This window comes from Stenotrophomonas sp. K-6 (assembly GCF_056861555.1).
Map to the genome: position 1 here is coordinate 1,001,252 of NZ_JBSPUC010000002.1, position 13,752 is coordinate 1,015,003.

Annotated in this window: 12 protein-coding genes; 2 read left to right on the forward strand and 10 right to left on the reverse strand. The window is 66.1% G+C overall.

Annotation, left to right across the window (positions count from 1 at the left end):
• Positions 1-3: 3 nt before the first annotated feature.
• The 5 genes from AC13F7_RS10095 to AC13F7_RS10115 form a co-directional block, all read right to left on the reverse strand.
• Positions 4-735 (reverse strand): CvpA family protein, encoded by a 732-nt coding sequence (locus AC13F7_RS10095; RefSeq protein ID WP_483000066.1) that lies wholly within the window; start codon positions 733-735, stop codon positions 4-6.
• A gap of 58 nt (positions 736-793) precedes the next feature.
• Positions 794-1,822 (reverse strand): SPOR domain-containing protein, encoded by a 1,029-nt coding sequence (locus AC13F7_RS10100; protein ID WP_483000067.1) that lies wholly within the window; start codon positions 1,820-1,822, stop codon positions 794-796.
• Between the two features lie 98 nt (positions 1,823-1,920).
• Entirely contained in the window at positions 1,921-3,198 is a 1,278-nt protein-coding gene (gene folC, locus AC13F7_RS10105; RefSeq protein ID WP_483000068.1) for a bifunctional tetrahydrofolate synthase/dihydrofolate synthase, read from the reverse strand.
• 51 nt (positions 3,199-3,249) lie between these two features.
• Positions 3,250-3,894, reverse strand: a complete 645-nt coding sequence (locus AC13F7_RS10110; RefSeq protein WP_481470566.1) for a histidine phosphatase family protein — start codon at positions 3,892-3,894, stop codon at positions 3,250-3,252.
• 563 nt (positions 3,895-4,457) lie between these two features.
• The gene (locus AC13F7_RS10115; RefSeq protein ID WP_483000069.1) at positions 4,458-6,620 is read right to left on the reverse strand and encodes a S46 family peptidase; all 2,163 of its coding nucleotides are present in this window, start codon (positions 6,618-6,620) and stop codon (positions 4,458-4,460) included.
• Positions 6,621-6,766: 146 nt separating this feature from the next.
• On the opposite strand from AC13F7_RS10115, the gene tdh reads away from it, so the two are divergent.
• Positions 6,767-7,789, forward strand: coding sequence for an L-threonine 3-dehydrogenase (tdh, locus tag AC13F7_RS10120; protein ID WP_483000153.1), 1,023 nt, complete (start codon positions 6,767-6,769; stop codon positions 7,787-7,789).
• A 186-nt stretch (positions 7,790-7,975) separates the two neighbouring features.
• On the opposite strand, the gene AC13F7_RS10125 is transcribed toward tdh, so the two are convergent.
• Positions 7,976-8,677 carry a TorF family putative porin gene (locus AC13F7_RS10125; RefSeq protein WP_483000070.1) on the reverse strand — a complete coding sequence of 234 codons (702 nt, stop codon included), beginning with the start codon at positions 8,675-8,677 and terminating at the stop codon, positions 7,976-7,978.
• Between the two features lie 193 nt (positions 8,678-8,870).
• On the opposite strand from AC13F7_RS10125, the gene kbl reads away from it, so the two are divergent.
• On the forward strand, positions 8,871-10,082 hold the full coding sequence (kbl, locus tag AC13F7_RS10130) for a glycine C-acetyltransferase (protein ID WP_483000071.1): 1,212 nt from the start codon (positions 8,871-8,873) through the stop codon (positions 10,080-10,082).
• Between the two features lie 60 nt (positions 10,083-10,142).
• Here kbl and AC13F7_RS10135 read toward each other — a convergent pair whose 3' ends face one another.
• From AC13F7_RS10135 to AC13F7_RS10150, 4 genes are all read right to left on the reverse strand, one after another.
• Complete coding sequence (locus AC13F7_RS10135; protein ID WP_481470562.1) at positions 10,143-10,487, reverse strand: hypothetical protein; 345 nt, start codon at positions 10,485-10,487, stop codon at positions 10,143-10,145.
• A gap of 91 nt (positions 10,488-10,578) precedes the next feature.
• Positions 10,579-11,430 carry a pseudouridine synthase gene (locus AC13F7_RS10140; protein WP_481470561.1) on the reverse strand — a complete coding sequence of 284 codons (852 nt, stop codon included), beginning with the start codon at positions 11,428-11,430 and terminating at the stop codon, positions 10,579-10,581.
• Positions 11,431-11,450: 20 nt separating this feature from the next.
• Positions 11,451-11,960 carry a hypothetical protein gene (locus tag AC13F7_RS10145; protein ID WP_481470560.1) on the reverse strand — a complete coding sequence of 170 codons (510 nt, stop codon included), beginning with the start codon at positions 11,958-11,960 and terminating at the stop codon, positions 11,451-11,453.
• A 365-nt stretch (positions 11,961-12,325) separates the two neighbouring features.
• Positions 12,326-13,411, reverse strand: a complete 1,086-nt coding sequence (locus AC13F7_RS10150; protein ID WP_483000072.1) for an OmpA family protein — start codon at positions 13,409-13,411, stop codon at positions 12,326-12,328.
• Between the last annotated feature and the right edge of the window lie 341 nt (positions 13,412-13,752).

A 13,752-nucleotide genomic window follows, 5' to 3' on the forward strand; every position in this document is an offset into this window, starting at 1 on the left:
CATCTACAGTGAAGGTGGCCGTGCCTGGCCGGGGGTACCGTTCCGTGCCGGAACGGTGTCGTCCGGACGCGGGTGCGCCGGCTCGATATTGACTGGCAGTGTGGAAGCTGGCCCGCGCGCCGCAGCGTCGGCAGGTGCCGTCTCCCTCCCCTCGTCAACGGGACGCGGCCATCCGCGCCCTGCCACTACTTCGCCAAGGACGCCATTATCGCCTGTCGCGAGCGGCTTGCCCAAATCCATCGTCGGCAGTTGCGGCAGATTCACCTCCGGCAACGCCATCTCGGGCAGCTGCGCCTGCATCCAGCGCACGCCGGGTTGCAGCAGCGGCCGCACCTGCGAGGTCCGCCAGGCCGGCTCCTGCGGCAGCGGTGTGAAGGCAGCCAGCATCAGCAGTACGCAGCTGAGGAAGGCGCCGCGGACCAGGCCCAGCGCGCCGCCCAGCAGGCGGTCGGCACCGGTCAGGCAGGTGACCTTCACGGCGGCCTTGATCAGCATGCCGATCAGGCCAACAGCGATCATGACGGTCAGGAACACGCCCAGATAGCCGGCGACATAGTGGCCGGTGCCCGGTTCCACCGGCGCTGCCCACCAGTGGGCCGCGTCATTGCCGAACAGGAACGCCGCCCAGCCGGCCAGCAGCCAGGACAGTGTGCTGACCACGATGCCGACAAAGCCGCGCATCAGGCCCAGCAGGACCGAAGCCCCGATCAGGACCAGCAGGACGATGTCGATCATGCCGGCAGGCCGGGCGCTACGGGCCGTCCTGCGGGTGCGGGGCGGCGTGGATCAGGCATCAGGGGTGCGGGCGGACCATGCCGGCCACGCCGACCTTGGCGGCCACCTGGGCCTTGAGGTTCTCGGCATCGGCGCGGTTGGCGACCGGCCCGACGCGGACCCGGTTGAGGGTGCCCTTGTCGGTACGGACCTGCTCCACGAAGGCGCTGAAGCCGGCGGCGCGGACTTTGTCGCGCAGCGCGTTGGCCTCGGCGGCCTGGCCGAAGGCACCGAGCTGCACGGCGAAACCGACGCTGCTGGCGGCCGGTGCCGCCGGAGCAGCCGGTGCCGCGACAGCAGTTTCAGGCTTGGGCGCCGGGACCGGCTTGGGCTCGGGCTTGGGCGCGGCCGGCTTCGGTTCCGGCTTGGCGGCCGCGACCGGCTCGGCCGGCAGGGATTCGGTTTTCACCGTGTTGCCCGACGGCGCGGCGGCGGCACTGGAGGCAGTCGGCGCAGGCGAAGGGGCCGGTGCAGTGGCGGCCGGCGTGGCGGCAACGGCGGTATCGGCGCGGGCATCCAGGGTGATGACCTCGGCCTTGACGTCGTTGCGCACCTTCACTGCCTGCAGGCGGCCGGCTTCGGCCAGCGCGCGATCGGCGTAGGGGCCGACGCGCACGCGCCAGGCCTGGCGACCGTTGATCGTGGCCGGCTCGCGGAAGCCGGCCAGCTGGGCGCTCTTCAACGAGGCGATGACGCGGTCGGCATCGGCTTCGGTGGCATAGGCACCGAAGCTGACCGCGTAGTTGCCGGCGGCCACGGCCGGCGAGGTATCGGCCGGCGCCGGATCGGCGGCGACCGCAGCGCTGTCGGCCAGCGGCTGGGTGCTGGATGCCCCGCTCTGCAGGCCGGTGGCGCCACCGGTGGGTGCGACCAGCGGCAGCTCGCGGGTTTCGAACTGGCCATCGGACGGCGCGGCCGGTGCACTGATCGGCACGTTGGCCACACCACTGTCAGGTGCGGGACCCTTGACCAGCATGGGCAGGAAAATCACGGCCAACGCCACCAGGACGATGGCACCAATCAGTCGCTGTTTCAGAGGAGTATCCACGTGAAGGCAGGCAGGCGGCGCGGCGGAATGCCACGGCGATTATACGGGTGTGCGCGTGTGCGGCGGCTGATGCGGCTGAACGGCGCTGCAAAGCACCATCAGGCACCGGGATCGAGGGTCTGCAGCGCCTGCGCGGCGGTGTGGAAGGAGCCAAACACCAGCACGCGATCGCCGGCCTTGGCCTGGCTCACGGCCTGCTGCAGGGCATCCACGACGGTGGCATGCGGTGTAGCGCCGGCCGCCGCCGTACCGGTCAGGCGTGCCCGCAGTTCCTCGGCGCTCTGCGCGCGTGCGCCCTCCAGCCCGGCCAGATGCCACTGCTGGACCTGATCGGCCAAGGCATCGACCACCCCGGCGGCATCCTTGTCCTGCAGGGCGGCAAACACCGCGATGGTGTCGCCGGTGACGCGACTGGCCTTCAGTGCGGCGGCCAGCTCGCGTGCGGCCTGCGGGTTGTGGCCGACATCGACCAGCACCTCCACGCCGTCACGATCAAAGGCCTGCAGACGGCCACGGATACGCGCGGCGGCAACGCCTTGGATGAAGGCGGTGCGCGGCAGCGGGCGATCCAGCGCACGCAGCGCGGCGATCGCTGTGGCGGCATTGGCGCGCTGGATCGGGCCACGCAACGCCGGGTGCGGCAGTTCGATACGGAAGCCGACATCGCGCCAGCGCCAGCGTTCGCCATCGATGGCCTCGGCGAAGAAATCGCTGCCGCCGCGGATGGCGTTGGCACCGACCAGATAGGCACGCGCGAGCACGCTCGAGGGCGGATCGGTTTCGCCGAGGATGACCGGCTTCCAGCCACGGATGATGCCGGCCTTCTCGGTCCCGATCGCTTCGCGGTCCGCGCCCAGCCAGTCGCTGTGGTCGATGTCGACGGTGGTGATCACCGCCACGTCGCCATCGACGATGTTGACCGCATCCAGGCGACCGCCAAGGCCGACTTCAAGCACGGCCAGATCCAGGCCCGCCTGCGCGAACAGCTGCAGGGCGGCCAATGTGCCGTACTCGAAGTAGGTCAGCGTGGTCGTGCCGCGGGCGTCTTCAATGGCGTTGAAGGCTGCCATCAGATCGTCATCGGTGGCGTCCTGGCCATCGATGCGCACGCGCTCGTTGTAGCGCAGCAGGTGCGGCGAGGTGTACGCGCCGACCTTCCAGCCGGCGGCACGGGCGATCGCTTCGATGAAGGCAACCGTGGAGCCCTTACCGTTGGTGCCACCGACCACGATGCTGCGCTCGGCCGGCGCGCCCAGCCCCATCGCCTGCGCCACGGTACGCACCCGGTCCAGCCCCATGTCGATGGTCGCGGGGTGCTGCTGCTCGATGTAGCTGAGCCAATCTGAGAGGGTCTGCGGGCGGGCGGTGGTGGTCATGGTCGTTGGATCGGAATCGTTGGGGCGGACGGCAGGATGGGACGCGGTGCGTTACAGCGCGCGGTGCTTGGCTTCGCCGAAGAACGGGGTGTGGTGCGCGCAGTCGTTGAGGCGGACCACGTCGAGCTGATCGAGGTCGGGGCCTTCGAGCAGGTTCAGCGTGGTCGGGGCCTGGCGGAAGGTCCACAGGCGCGAGATCGGCAGGCCGAGGATGCGGCACAGGATCACGCGGTTGACGGCGTCATGGGCGACCACCAGCAGGGTGTCGTTCTCGCCCAGGCCTTCAGCGGCACGCGCCAGGCCACGCCAGCTGCGCTCGAGCACCAGGCGCAGCGATTCGCCGCCGGGCATCAGCACGGTATCGGGCTCTTCGCGCCAGGCGCGCAGGCGGGAGGGATCCTTGTCGTGGATTTCGCTGGCGAGCAGGCCTTCCCATTCGCCGTGGGCGATTTCCTGCAGGTCCGGCTCGGTCTGCAGCATCGGGGCACGTTCGGCACCGAGGGCGAGCTGGGCGGTGAGCTGGGCACGCGAGAGCGGTGAGGCAACGGCGCGGGTGATGTCGACGGACTTCAGACGTTCCCCCAGAGCCTTGGCCTGGGCTTCGCCGATCGGCGACAACGGGATATCGATCTGGCCTTGGTAGCGGCCTTCGGCATTCCACGGCGTTTCGCCGTGACGGGCAAGCAGGATGCGCATGCGGACAAGGGGTCCTTGGGGGAGGAGGTTCCGGCGCTTCGTTCACATCCTGTGAAAGCACGCGGAACAGGGATGATACCCGGTCGCGGCGGTGAAGCTGTGTGGCTGTTTGCGCTCTGACGGAGTGCTCGTAAAGCGTGGCGCCTGACTGGCCCGCGCAGGCTGAGGCCGGGTAGCCTCTGGCAGGACGCGCCGTGAACCCATCCTTGGGGGCTCGTACGACGGCATCCATGCCGTCGAACGGTCCTGCCAGAGGCTACCCGGCCTCATCCATCAAGGTTTCCAGTGCTGACGCGGAGAAGAGGGCAAATGCAGTGCCGCTTCGCCTTTCCGTCCGCACACCGGCATCTGTCCAGAGCGCGTCGGGCAGGGCTGGGCGAGACCGTTCGACCGCATGGATGCGGTCGTACGAGCCCCCATGGATGGGGTGGCGGCGCCTCGCGCCCACCCCGGCCCGGCGCGCTCGCGCAGGGCAAAGCAAGACGCCTCGCGTTGGAGGTATAGCGGACCATAAAAAAACCCCGCAGATGTCGCTGCGGGGTTCTGGAAACCGACGTGTCGGCTTACTTGTTGAGGTTCAGTTCCTTGAGCAGCTGCGGCGCCGGCGCCACTTCCTGCATGATCCACTGCATGTAACGGCTGTCGACCGCGATCATGCGGGTCATCACCGGATCGAATACCCAGTTCGAACTCACCGACTCCCAGTTGCCATCGAAGGCCAGGCCGACCAGCTTGCCGTTGGCATCCAGCACCGGCGAGCCGGAATTGCCGCCGGTGATGTCCAGGTTGGACAGGAAGTTCACCGGCACCGAGCCGATGCGCTTGTCTTCCAGACCGCCATAACGCTTGGCCTTGACCGCATCGAGCAGCGCCTTGGGCGAATCGAACGGGTCTTCGCCGGTTTCCTTCGCGGCCACGCCTTCCAGGGTGGTGAACGGGGTGTAGTTCACGCCGTCCTTGCCGTAGCCCATGACGTTGCCGAAGGTGATGCGCAGCGACAGGTTGGCGTCGGGATAGACGAACTCGCCCTTGCTCTTCTTGTAGTCGGCCACGGCCTGCAGATACAGCGGGCGTGACACCAGCGACTCGCCTTCGCGGGTCTTCTTCTGCTCTTCCTGCTGCAGCAGCGCCGGCATCACCGCCACCGCGTACTGGATCGCCGGATCGGTGCTGGCCTCGAACGCGGCGCGGTCGGCCTTGAACCATTTCAGGCGCTCATCCAGGCTGCCCAGCTTGGTGGCCGAAAGCTTGCCGACCAGACCCTGCACGGCGGCCGCATCGCTGCCTGCCAGCCACTGGTTGAGCACCTCGTTGCTGCGCTGGGCCGCCGGCAGGGCCACGTACTGGCTCAGCCAGTAGGTCTGCAACTGCTGGTCCATGCGCGGCACGTAACGGCGGTCCATCTGCTTCAGGCCACCCTCGATGGAGGGCAGATCGCGTTCCTGATACCCGGCTTCACGCTCGGCATCGGGTTTGCTGCGCTCGATCGAGAGGCGGTACAGGCTGATCGCCGAACCCACCGCCGAGGTGCTGTTGAACTGGCTGACGAACAGGTCGCGCTCACGCGTGGCCTTGCTCGTATCCAGGTGCTGGACCAGCTGTGCATGCGCGGCCAGGGCCGGCTTGCCGGCGGCGCCGCGCTTCTTCAACCAGGCCAGCACGGCGGCTTCTTCGGCCTGCTTCTGGCCGGCCGCGTCGATGCGCTTGAAGCCTTCCAGCTGGCCGGCGTAGTTCTTGGCCACGTTGTTCATGCTGGCCGCGGTCGCGGCGTACTTCACCTTGACGTCCGGATCGGCCTTGCCGGCCTCGTCGATCATCTTCAGCACGGCGTTGTAGTGGCGTGCGATGGTCGGGTAGGTCCAGCTGGCGGTCTCGTTGAACTCACCGGCCAGGGCGTAGCGGTTGGTGCGGCCCGGGTAACCGGCCACCATCACGAAGTCGTCGGCGCCCAGCGGCTGGTCGGCGAATTTCAGGAAGTGCTTGGGCTGGTAGGGCACGTTGTCGGCGGAGAAGGCGGCCGGCTTGCCGTCCTTGCCCACGTAGGCGCGGTAGAACGAGAAATCGCCGGTGTGGCGCGGCCACATCCAGTTGTCGATGTCGCCGCCGAACTTGCCGACGCTGCCCGGGGGCGCATAGACCAGGCGCACGTCCTTGATTTCCATGTTGCGGAACAGGCGGTAGGTGTTGCCGCCGGAGAAGCTGTACAGGCGGCAGCGGAAGCCGGCATCGGCTTCACAGGCAGCGGTCTGGGCCTTGTCGAAGGCCTCCAGCGCGCGGGTGCGGGCCAGCGGGTTCTTGCCGGCGGCGGCGATCGCGGCCTTGGCCTGGTCGGTCACGTCGGTGATCTGGTCCAGCACGAACACGCGGGCGTTGGGACCGGCACTCAGCTCGTCCTTCAGGGTCGGCGCGTTGAAGCCATCCTTGATCAGGTTCTTCTCGGCGGTCGAGTTCAGCTGGATCGCACCGTAGGCGCAGTGGTGGTTGGTGACCACCAGGCCCTGCGGGGAGACGAAGCTGGCGGTGCAGCCACCCAGCGCCACGACCGCGCCCATCGGGTCGCCAGTCAGGTTGGAGATCTGCTCCGGGGACAGCTTCAGGCCGGCCTGCTTGAGCGGGCCGGCGATTTCCGGCAGCTGCTGCGGCACCCACATGCCTTCAGCGGCATGGGCGACCTGGACCAGCCCAAGGCTGGCGACGACGGAGAAGGCAAGCAGGTTCGAGCGCATTGAGCAGCCCCTGGTGAAAGAACCGCCGATTCTAGCCCAGCCGCTGCGCCGCCAAACCACCCGCGCTGCAACATGGGAAAACCGCCAGCGGCTCTATAATCCGCGTTTTCCCCCAGACGAGTTCCACCCCGATGGCGCAGCAAACAATGAAGGCCCTGGTCAAACGCGAAGCCGCCAAGGGCATCTGGCTGGAAGAAGTTCCGGTCCCCACCCCCGGCCCGAACCAGGTCCTGATCAAGCTGGAAAAGACCGCCATCTGCGGTACCGACCTGCACATTTACCTGTGGGACGAATGGAGCCAGCGCACGATCAAGCCCGGCCTGACCATCGGCCACGAATTCGTCGGCCGCATCGCCGAGATCGGCCCGGGCGTGACCGGCTATGAGATCGGCCAGCGCGTCTCGGCCGAAGGTCATATCGTCTGCGGCCATTGCCGCAATTGCCGCGGCGGCCGCCAGCACCTGTGCCCGAACACCGTGGGCATCGGCGTCAACGTCAACGGCGCCTTCGCCGAATACATGGTGATGCCGGCCAGCAACCTGTGGCCGATCCCGGATCAGATCCCCTCCGAGCTGGCTGCGTTCTTCGATCCGTATGGCAACGCCGCGCATTGCGCGCTGGAGTTCAACGTGATCGGCGAGGACGTGCTGATCACCGGCGCCGGCCCGATCGGCATCATCGCCGCGGGCATCTGCAAGCACATCGGTGCGCGCAACGTGGTGGTCACCGACGTCAACGATTTCCGCCTGAAGCTGGCCGCCGACATGGGTGCCACCCGCGTGGTGAACGTGTCCAACACCTCGCTCAAGGACGTGATGAAGGAACTGCACATGGAGGGCTTCGACGTGGGCCTGGAAATGAGCGGCAACCCGCGCGCGTTCAACGACATGCTCGACTGCATGTACCACGGCGGCAAGATCGCCATGCTCGGCATCATGCCCAAGGGCGCCGGCTGCGATTGGGACAAGATCATCTTCAAGGGCCTGACCGTGCAGGGCATCTACGGCCGCAAGATGTATGAGACCTGGTACAAGATGACCCAGCTGGTGCTGTCCGGCTTCCCGCTGGGGAAGGTGATGACCCACCAGCTGCGGATCGATGATTTCCAGAAGGGCTTTGATCTGATGGAACAAGGCAAGGCCGGCAAGGTGGTGCTCAGCTGGAATTGATCACCGGTGCCTTCGGCACAGATGATCAACTGTCCATTCCACCGTATCCCCGCGCCGTTGGCGCGCCCCTTGAACAACAAGGGGGCTGCTCTCCAGCAAGGGGTCCGGTGTGAGGCCAACACTGAAAAGGCGCCCATCCGGGCGCCTTTTCTGGTTCGCGAGGTGGCCGGCGGTGTCGGGCGCCGGTTACTGCCCGATGCCGACGGTGAACACCACGCGGTTGTCGGCCAGCTTGCCGGAGTTGTCGCGTCCGTTGCCGTCGGTGCCGTAGTAGCCCAGGCCCAGGTTGAACAGGCCGAACTGGCGGCTGACGCCGACATTCCAATCGGTGTAATCCTTGGAGATGCCTTCTTCGAAGGTGCTGCGGCCGACGTTCGCGCTCAGCGTAAAGTCCTGCGGCAGCGCCCACTCGCCCCCCACGGCGTAGTACCACGCATCGGTGCCCGAATTGAACACATCATTGGTGTAGGTCACCGTCAGGCTGTACTGCTCGGCGAACGTGGTCTTGGTGATGAACTCGTTGTAGGCCAGCTCGCTCGAACCCGGGTAGGTGTAGCGGTTGAGCAGCAGATCCAGATTGACGTTGTCGGTCACATCAAAGGCGTAGCCGATCAGGTAATCGACCTCGGCATCCGGGCCGCCATCACCGAAATCCACGCCCGAGCCCCAGACACCGGCGTACAGGCCCACCGGCGAGGTGTAGGTGAAACCGGCCTGGAGGGTCGGATCTTCATCGGTCTGGGACACACCACGGAACACGTAGTCCGAGACACCGGTGACGTTCCAGCTGAACGGCGATTCGGCCTCGTCCTGGGCACTGGCGGCAAACGGGGCAAGCAGGGCGGCGCAGAGCACAACGGCGGCGGTACAGCGCGTGGCGTGGTTCATGCGGGGTCTCTCCAGACGTGGGGTGGGCGGAACGGCATCGGTTTACAGTTTTTTAACCTGATTGATATTGCGATGCAACAATCACGTCTGCAACCGTCTTCCGCCCTACCCCGCCCATCCACCGCCGGCGGCAACCCCGCCGTCGCCCCCGGCAGGTAAAATCCGGGGTTTCCCGTGCCGAAGACTGCCTGCCATGACCGACGCCACCACCGCCTCGCTGACCCAGCACTACGTTGAAGAACTGGAGGCGATCCGCGCCCAGGGCCTGTTCAAGTCCGAACGCATCATCACCAGCCCGCAGTCGGCCGAGATCACCTTGGACGATGGACGTTCGGTGCTGAACTTCTGTGCCAACAACTACCTGGGCCTGGCCGACCATCCGGACCTGATCCAGGCCGCCAAGGACGCGCTGGATACCCACGGCTTCGGCATGGCGTCGGTGCGCTTCATCTGCGGCACCCAGGACCTGCACAAGCAGCTGGAACAGCAGATCGCCGATTTCTTCGGCAAGCAGGACACGATCCTGTATGCGGCCTGCTTCGACGCCAACGGTGGCCTGTTCGAGCCGCTGCTGGGCGAGCACGACGCGATCATTTCCGACGCGCTCAACCATGCCTCGATCATCGATGGCGTGCGCCTGTGCAAGGCCAAGCGTTTCCGCTACGCCAACTGCGACATGGCCGATCTGGAAGCCCAGCTGCAGGCGGCCGATGCGGCCGGCTGCAAGACCAAGCTGATCACTACCGACGGCGTGTTCTCGATGGACGGCTTCATCGCCCCGCTGGATGAGATCACCGCGCTGGCGAACAAGTACAACGCGCTGGTGCACATCGACGAATGCCATGCCACCGGCTTCCTCGGCGCCACGGGCCGCGGCTCGGCCGAGGTCAAGGGCGTGCTGGAGAAGATCGACATCATCACCGGCACCCTGGGCAAGGCCATGGGCGGTGCGCTGGGCGGCTTTACCTGCGCCAGTGCCGAAGTGATCGAACTGCTGCGCCAGCGCTCGCGCCCGTACCTGTTCTCCAACTCGCTGCCGCCGCACGTGGTCGCGGCCGGCATCAAGGCCTTCGAGATGCTGGCCGCCGCCGATGACCTGCGCGATACCCTGGCGCAGAACACCGCCTACTTCCGCGAGAAGATGACGGCCGCCGGTTTCGATGTGAAGCCGGGCGTGCACCCGATCAGCCCGGTGATGCTGTACGACGCGCCGCTGGCGCAGAAGTTCGCCGAGCGCCTGCTCGAGGAAGGCATCTATGCGATCGGCTTCTTCTTCCCGGTGGTACCCAAGGGCCAGGCCCGCATCCGCACCCAGATCAGCGCCGCACACACGCGTGCACACCTGGACCGTGCCATCGATGCCTTCACCCGGATCGGTCTGGAACTGGGCGTGATCAAGGGTTGACCGGACGGCGGCGCCTGGCGCGCCGTCCCCACAGAACGCCGGGCCATGCCCGGCGTTTTTTTATTTCTTCTTTTTCTTCTTGTCCTTGGCCTCTTCCTTGCTGGCCACCACCACCGGTGCAGCAATCGGGCCATCCTGGCCATTGCCCTTGGCCACGCGGATGCCATTGGCCTTCATCCACGCATCGAACTCATCGGCGCTCATGCGCTTGTCGCCATCGCTCATCATGAAGCGGTAGCTGCCACGGCCGTCCAGCTCGGGGACCTTGATCTCCACTACTTTGTCGGTCACCGGCGGATCCTGTTTGGCAATCTGTTTGTGGCCGCCACAGGCGGTCAGCAGTGCGGCCGGCAACACCAGGCAGGCGCTGCGGAACAGGGAACGGGTGAGGATACTGACGTGCATGGTCTTACTCCCGGTGTTGAACGGAACGTCCCTTCGAAGGCCATCCATTGCCAGGGTCGATTGGCCTGCCATAGGCCGGCAGGCCACAAAGTCACGGCGTGGCCGCGGCGCTGTCGGCCACGGCATAAAGCAGATCCAGATCGTGTTGGCTGAGCTCGCGCCAGGCGCCCTTGCCCAGCTCGCCCAGCGGCAACTGGCCGATCGCCACGCGCACCAGGCGCAGCACGTTGATGTCGAACGCGGCGAGCAGGCGGCGGATGTGCCGGTTGCGTCCTTCCTCCAGCACGACTTCCAGCCAGGCCGTCTTGTCGCCACTGCGCAGCAGCGTGGCGCGCCGCGCGCGCAGTACTTCGCCTTCGTCCTCGATCCCCGCGCACAACGCCTGTAACTGAGAGGGATCGGGAATCGCATCGATCTGGACGTGATAGGTCTTGTCCGGGCCGGTGGCCGGATCGGTCAGGCGCGCGGCCCACTGCGGATCGTTGCTGAAGAGCAGCAGCCCTTCGCTGGCCTTGTCCAGGCGCCCGACCGGCGCGATCCACGGCAGCCCGGCATCATCGAAGCAGCGGTAGACGGTGTCACGGCCGCGCTCGTCCTGCGCGGTGGTCACCAGGCCGCGCGGCTTGTTGAGCATCAGGTGCACGCGCTTGGGCGCATCCAGCGGCTGACCATCGACGCGCACATGATGGCGACCGTCGATGATCGGAAATTCGGGATTGTTGATGACACGGCCGTCGACCGTGACCCGGCCGTCGGCGATCCAGCGCGCAGCTTCGGTGCGCGAGCACAGCCCGGCCTTGGAAAGCACACGCGCCAGACCATGGCGCGGTGCACTCGGGGAGGTGCTGGACGCAGTCGTGCGGGTGCCTGTTGCGGGGCTCGCACGCCGCTCGGGGCGGCGTGGTCGGGACGCGGTCGCGGCGGGTGGCCGGCGTGTCGTCATCGTGCTCCGCTCAGGGCGGCTTACTTCTTGTCGGCCGGCTTGGTCTCAGCCGGTGCTTCGGCGGCGGCGGCCGGTACGGCTGCCGGGGCCGGGCGCGCCTTGACCACGCGCACACCGCGCGCCTTCATCCAGGCATCGAACTCTTCGGCGGTCATGCGCTTGCCGTTCTGGCTCATGTCAAAGCGCCACGGCGTGTTGTCGAACTCGGTCTGCGGCTTGTAGGCGGCCGGATCGTTCGGGTTGATCACCGGTGCACTGGGGATCGCCTTGGCGATGTTCTGGCAGCCGTCGATACGCAGGCGCTGCAGCACACTGTCCAGCGACTGCTCGCGGTCGTAGCTGGAGGTCAGCACACCGGCAGGCATGCCCAACTGGACGTTGCGGATATACAGCTCTTCGGCAACCGGCGCGATCGCGGTAGCCGGCAGCGGCAGCGGCGATGCGCTTGCAGGTGCCGAACAGTCCACGGCAGCGTGGGCGGCGGGAACCAGGGCCAGGCCAAGCGCGGCGGCCAGTGCAAAACGCTGCATGGGATGCATCCAGAAAGGGGTCGACGCGGCGAGTTTAACAGCGCCACAACGGCTTTCAAGCGCCACCTTCAATGAATACGGCAACTTGTTGGAATTATTGTCGATTTTTGGGATTCAGGCCCGCGGCCGAGCCCTCCTGCTTGCGTTCGCCCACACGCGCAGCGCGGCCCATCGTGCCAAGCCAGTTGGCGCTGCACCGAAAGGCCAGGTTGTTACGTGGGCTTACAGCACGCCGAGCCTCGTAGCGGCCGGTACGCCCCTGGGCAACATCAGGGACCAGGCCGACGTGGCAAGGAGAAAAGACAAAAAAAAACAGGGCCCGGCAATGCCGGGCCCTGCTTGTTGAGACTGTGCTACCAGAAGGATTAGTTCTGGACGTTCAGCTCGGTACGACGGTTCTTGGCGCGGCCTTCCGGGTTATCCGAACCATCCGGGTTGGCGTTCGGCGCAATCGGGCGGCTCTCGCCGTAACCGATCGGACCGACCAGACGCGAAGCGTCGACGCCGTTCTGGGTCAGATAGTTGTACACCGAGGTAGCACGACGCTCGGACAGCTTCTGGTTGTAAGCGTCGGTACCCTTGGAATCGGTGTGACCGGCCACTTCAACGCGCAGATCCGGGTAACGCTTCAGGATTTCCGAAGCCTCGCTCAGGATCGCAACCGCGTCCGGACGCAGGTTCGACTTATCGAAGTCGAAGTTCACGCCCTTCAGATCGATCGACACCGGGACCGGGCAACCGTCCGGACCGATGGTCTGACCCGGCTGCGAGTTCGGGCACTTGTCGTCGCAGTTGTTGACGCCGTCACCGTCGTCATCCAGATCGGCGCAGCTCGGGGCAACCGGAGCCGGAGCCGGCACGGCAGCAACCGGAGCCGGACCCAGCGGGATCACGACACCGACCGAAGCCAGCACGTCGCCGAACCAGTCTTCGCTCGGAGCAGCAACGCTCTTGTCGTCGAAGTCAGCACGGTAGGCCACTTCGGCACGCACGGCGACGCGCTTTTCGAAGGTGGTCTGCAGACCGACGCCGACCTTGGCGGCGAAGTTGCCGTCCTTGCGGTCAATCGGGCCGTTGACCGCGGAGTACTCTTCTTCCGACTTCTGGTAACCCAGACCCATCAGCAGGTACGGGTTCCAGCCGCGGCCTTCCTGGATGAAGTGGCGACGCAGATCGACAGACGCGCCGTACTGGCTCCAGTTCAGATCCTGGTTGGCATCGAAGTTCGGGTTCTGGTAGTTCAGCTCGCCGTCCAGCGACCAGTTGGGGCTGATGAACTTACCAAGGCCCAGGGTAACGAACGGAGCGTCGTTGGTCAGACGGTCGCTATCCTGGAAGTTGAAGCCGGCCGAACCGGTCAGGTACCAGCGGTCGTCAAAATCCTGCGCCGATGCAGCCTGGGCGAAAGCCAGACCGCCCAGCAGCGCGGCAGTAAGGATCTTCTTGTTCATTGAGTACAGCTCCTATTTCGGGGGTATGAAACCGGTAGAGGCATGGGCCAGCACTACTGCGTCGTTTTCAGACTGCCGATTCAGCACGCCACCGCCGCGAACATTATGCTCAGGCGAGTGAAGGTGATGTTAACAGTCCCGTAACATGTGAAGACGACCGCCAGACCTCTACCGGGTCCAGCTGGTGGCACCCTATACAGGTTGATGAAATTCCGCAAGACCCAGATGCGACAAGGGTTTTGCCCAATTCAGGCGGCGTCCCGACACATTTTTCACGGAAGCGTTCAAATGCCCGGCACGGCTGGATTCAGCGCAGAAACAGCGGCGCCGTGATCCGTATG

What these genes read in the sequence shown, in the direction of transcription:
- AC13F7_RS10110 (WP_481470566.1), bottom strand. Translation starts at nt 3,894, where the DNA reads ATGCGCATCCTGCTTGCCCGTCACGGCGAAACGCCGTGGAATGCCGAA.
- AC13F7_RS10125 (WP_483000070.1), bottom strand. Translation starts at nt 8,677, where the DNA reads ATGAACCACGCCACGCGCTGTACCGCCGCCGTTGTGCTCTGCGCCGCC.
- AC13F7_RS10145 (WP_481470560.1), bottom strand. Translation starts at nt 11,960, where the DNA reads ATGCAGCGTTTTGCACTGGCCGCCGCGCTTGGCCTGGCCCTGGTTCCC.
- AC13F7_RS10095 (WP_483000066.1), bottom strand. Translation starts at nt 735, where the DNA reads ATGATCGACATCGTCCTGCTGGTCCTGATCGGGGCTTCGGTCCTGCTG.
- AC13F7_RS10150 (WP_483000072.1), bottom strand. Translation starts at nt 13,411, where the DNA reads ATGAACAAGAAGATCCTTACTGCCGCGCTGCTGGGCGGTCTGGCTTTC.
- AC13F7_RS10140 (WP_481470561.1), bottom strand. Translation starts at nt 11,430, where the DNA reads ATGACGACACGCCGGCCACCCGCCGCGACCGCGTCCCGACCACGCCGC.
- AC13F7_RS10115 (WP_483000069.1), bottom strand. Translation starts at nt 6,620, where the DNA reads ATGCGCTCGAACCTGCTTGCCTTCTCCGTCGTCGCCAGCCTTGGGCTG.
- folC (WP_483000068.1), bottom strand. Translation starts at nt 3,198, where the DNA reads ATGACCACCACCGCCCGCCCGCAGACCCTCTCAGATTGGCTCAGCTAC.
- kbl (WP_483000071.1), top strand. Translation starts at nt 8,871, where the DNA reads ATGACCGACGCCACCACCGCCTCGCTGACCCAGCACTACGTTGAAGAA.
- AC13F7_RS10135 (WP_481470562.1), bottom strand. Translation starts at nt 10,487, where the DNA reads ATGCACGTCAGTATCCTCACCCGTTCCCTGTTCCGCAGCGCCTGCCTG.
- tdh (WP_483000153.1), top strand. Translation starts at nt 6,767, where the DNA reads ATGAAGGCCCTGGTCAAACGCGAAGCCGCCAAGGGCATCTGGCTGGAA.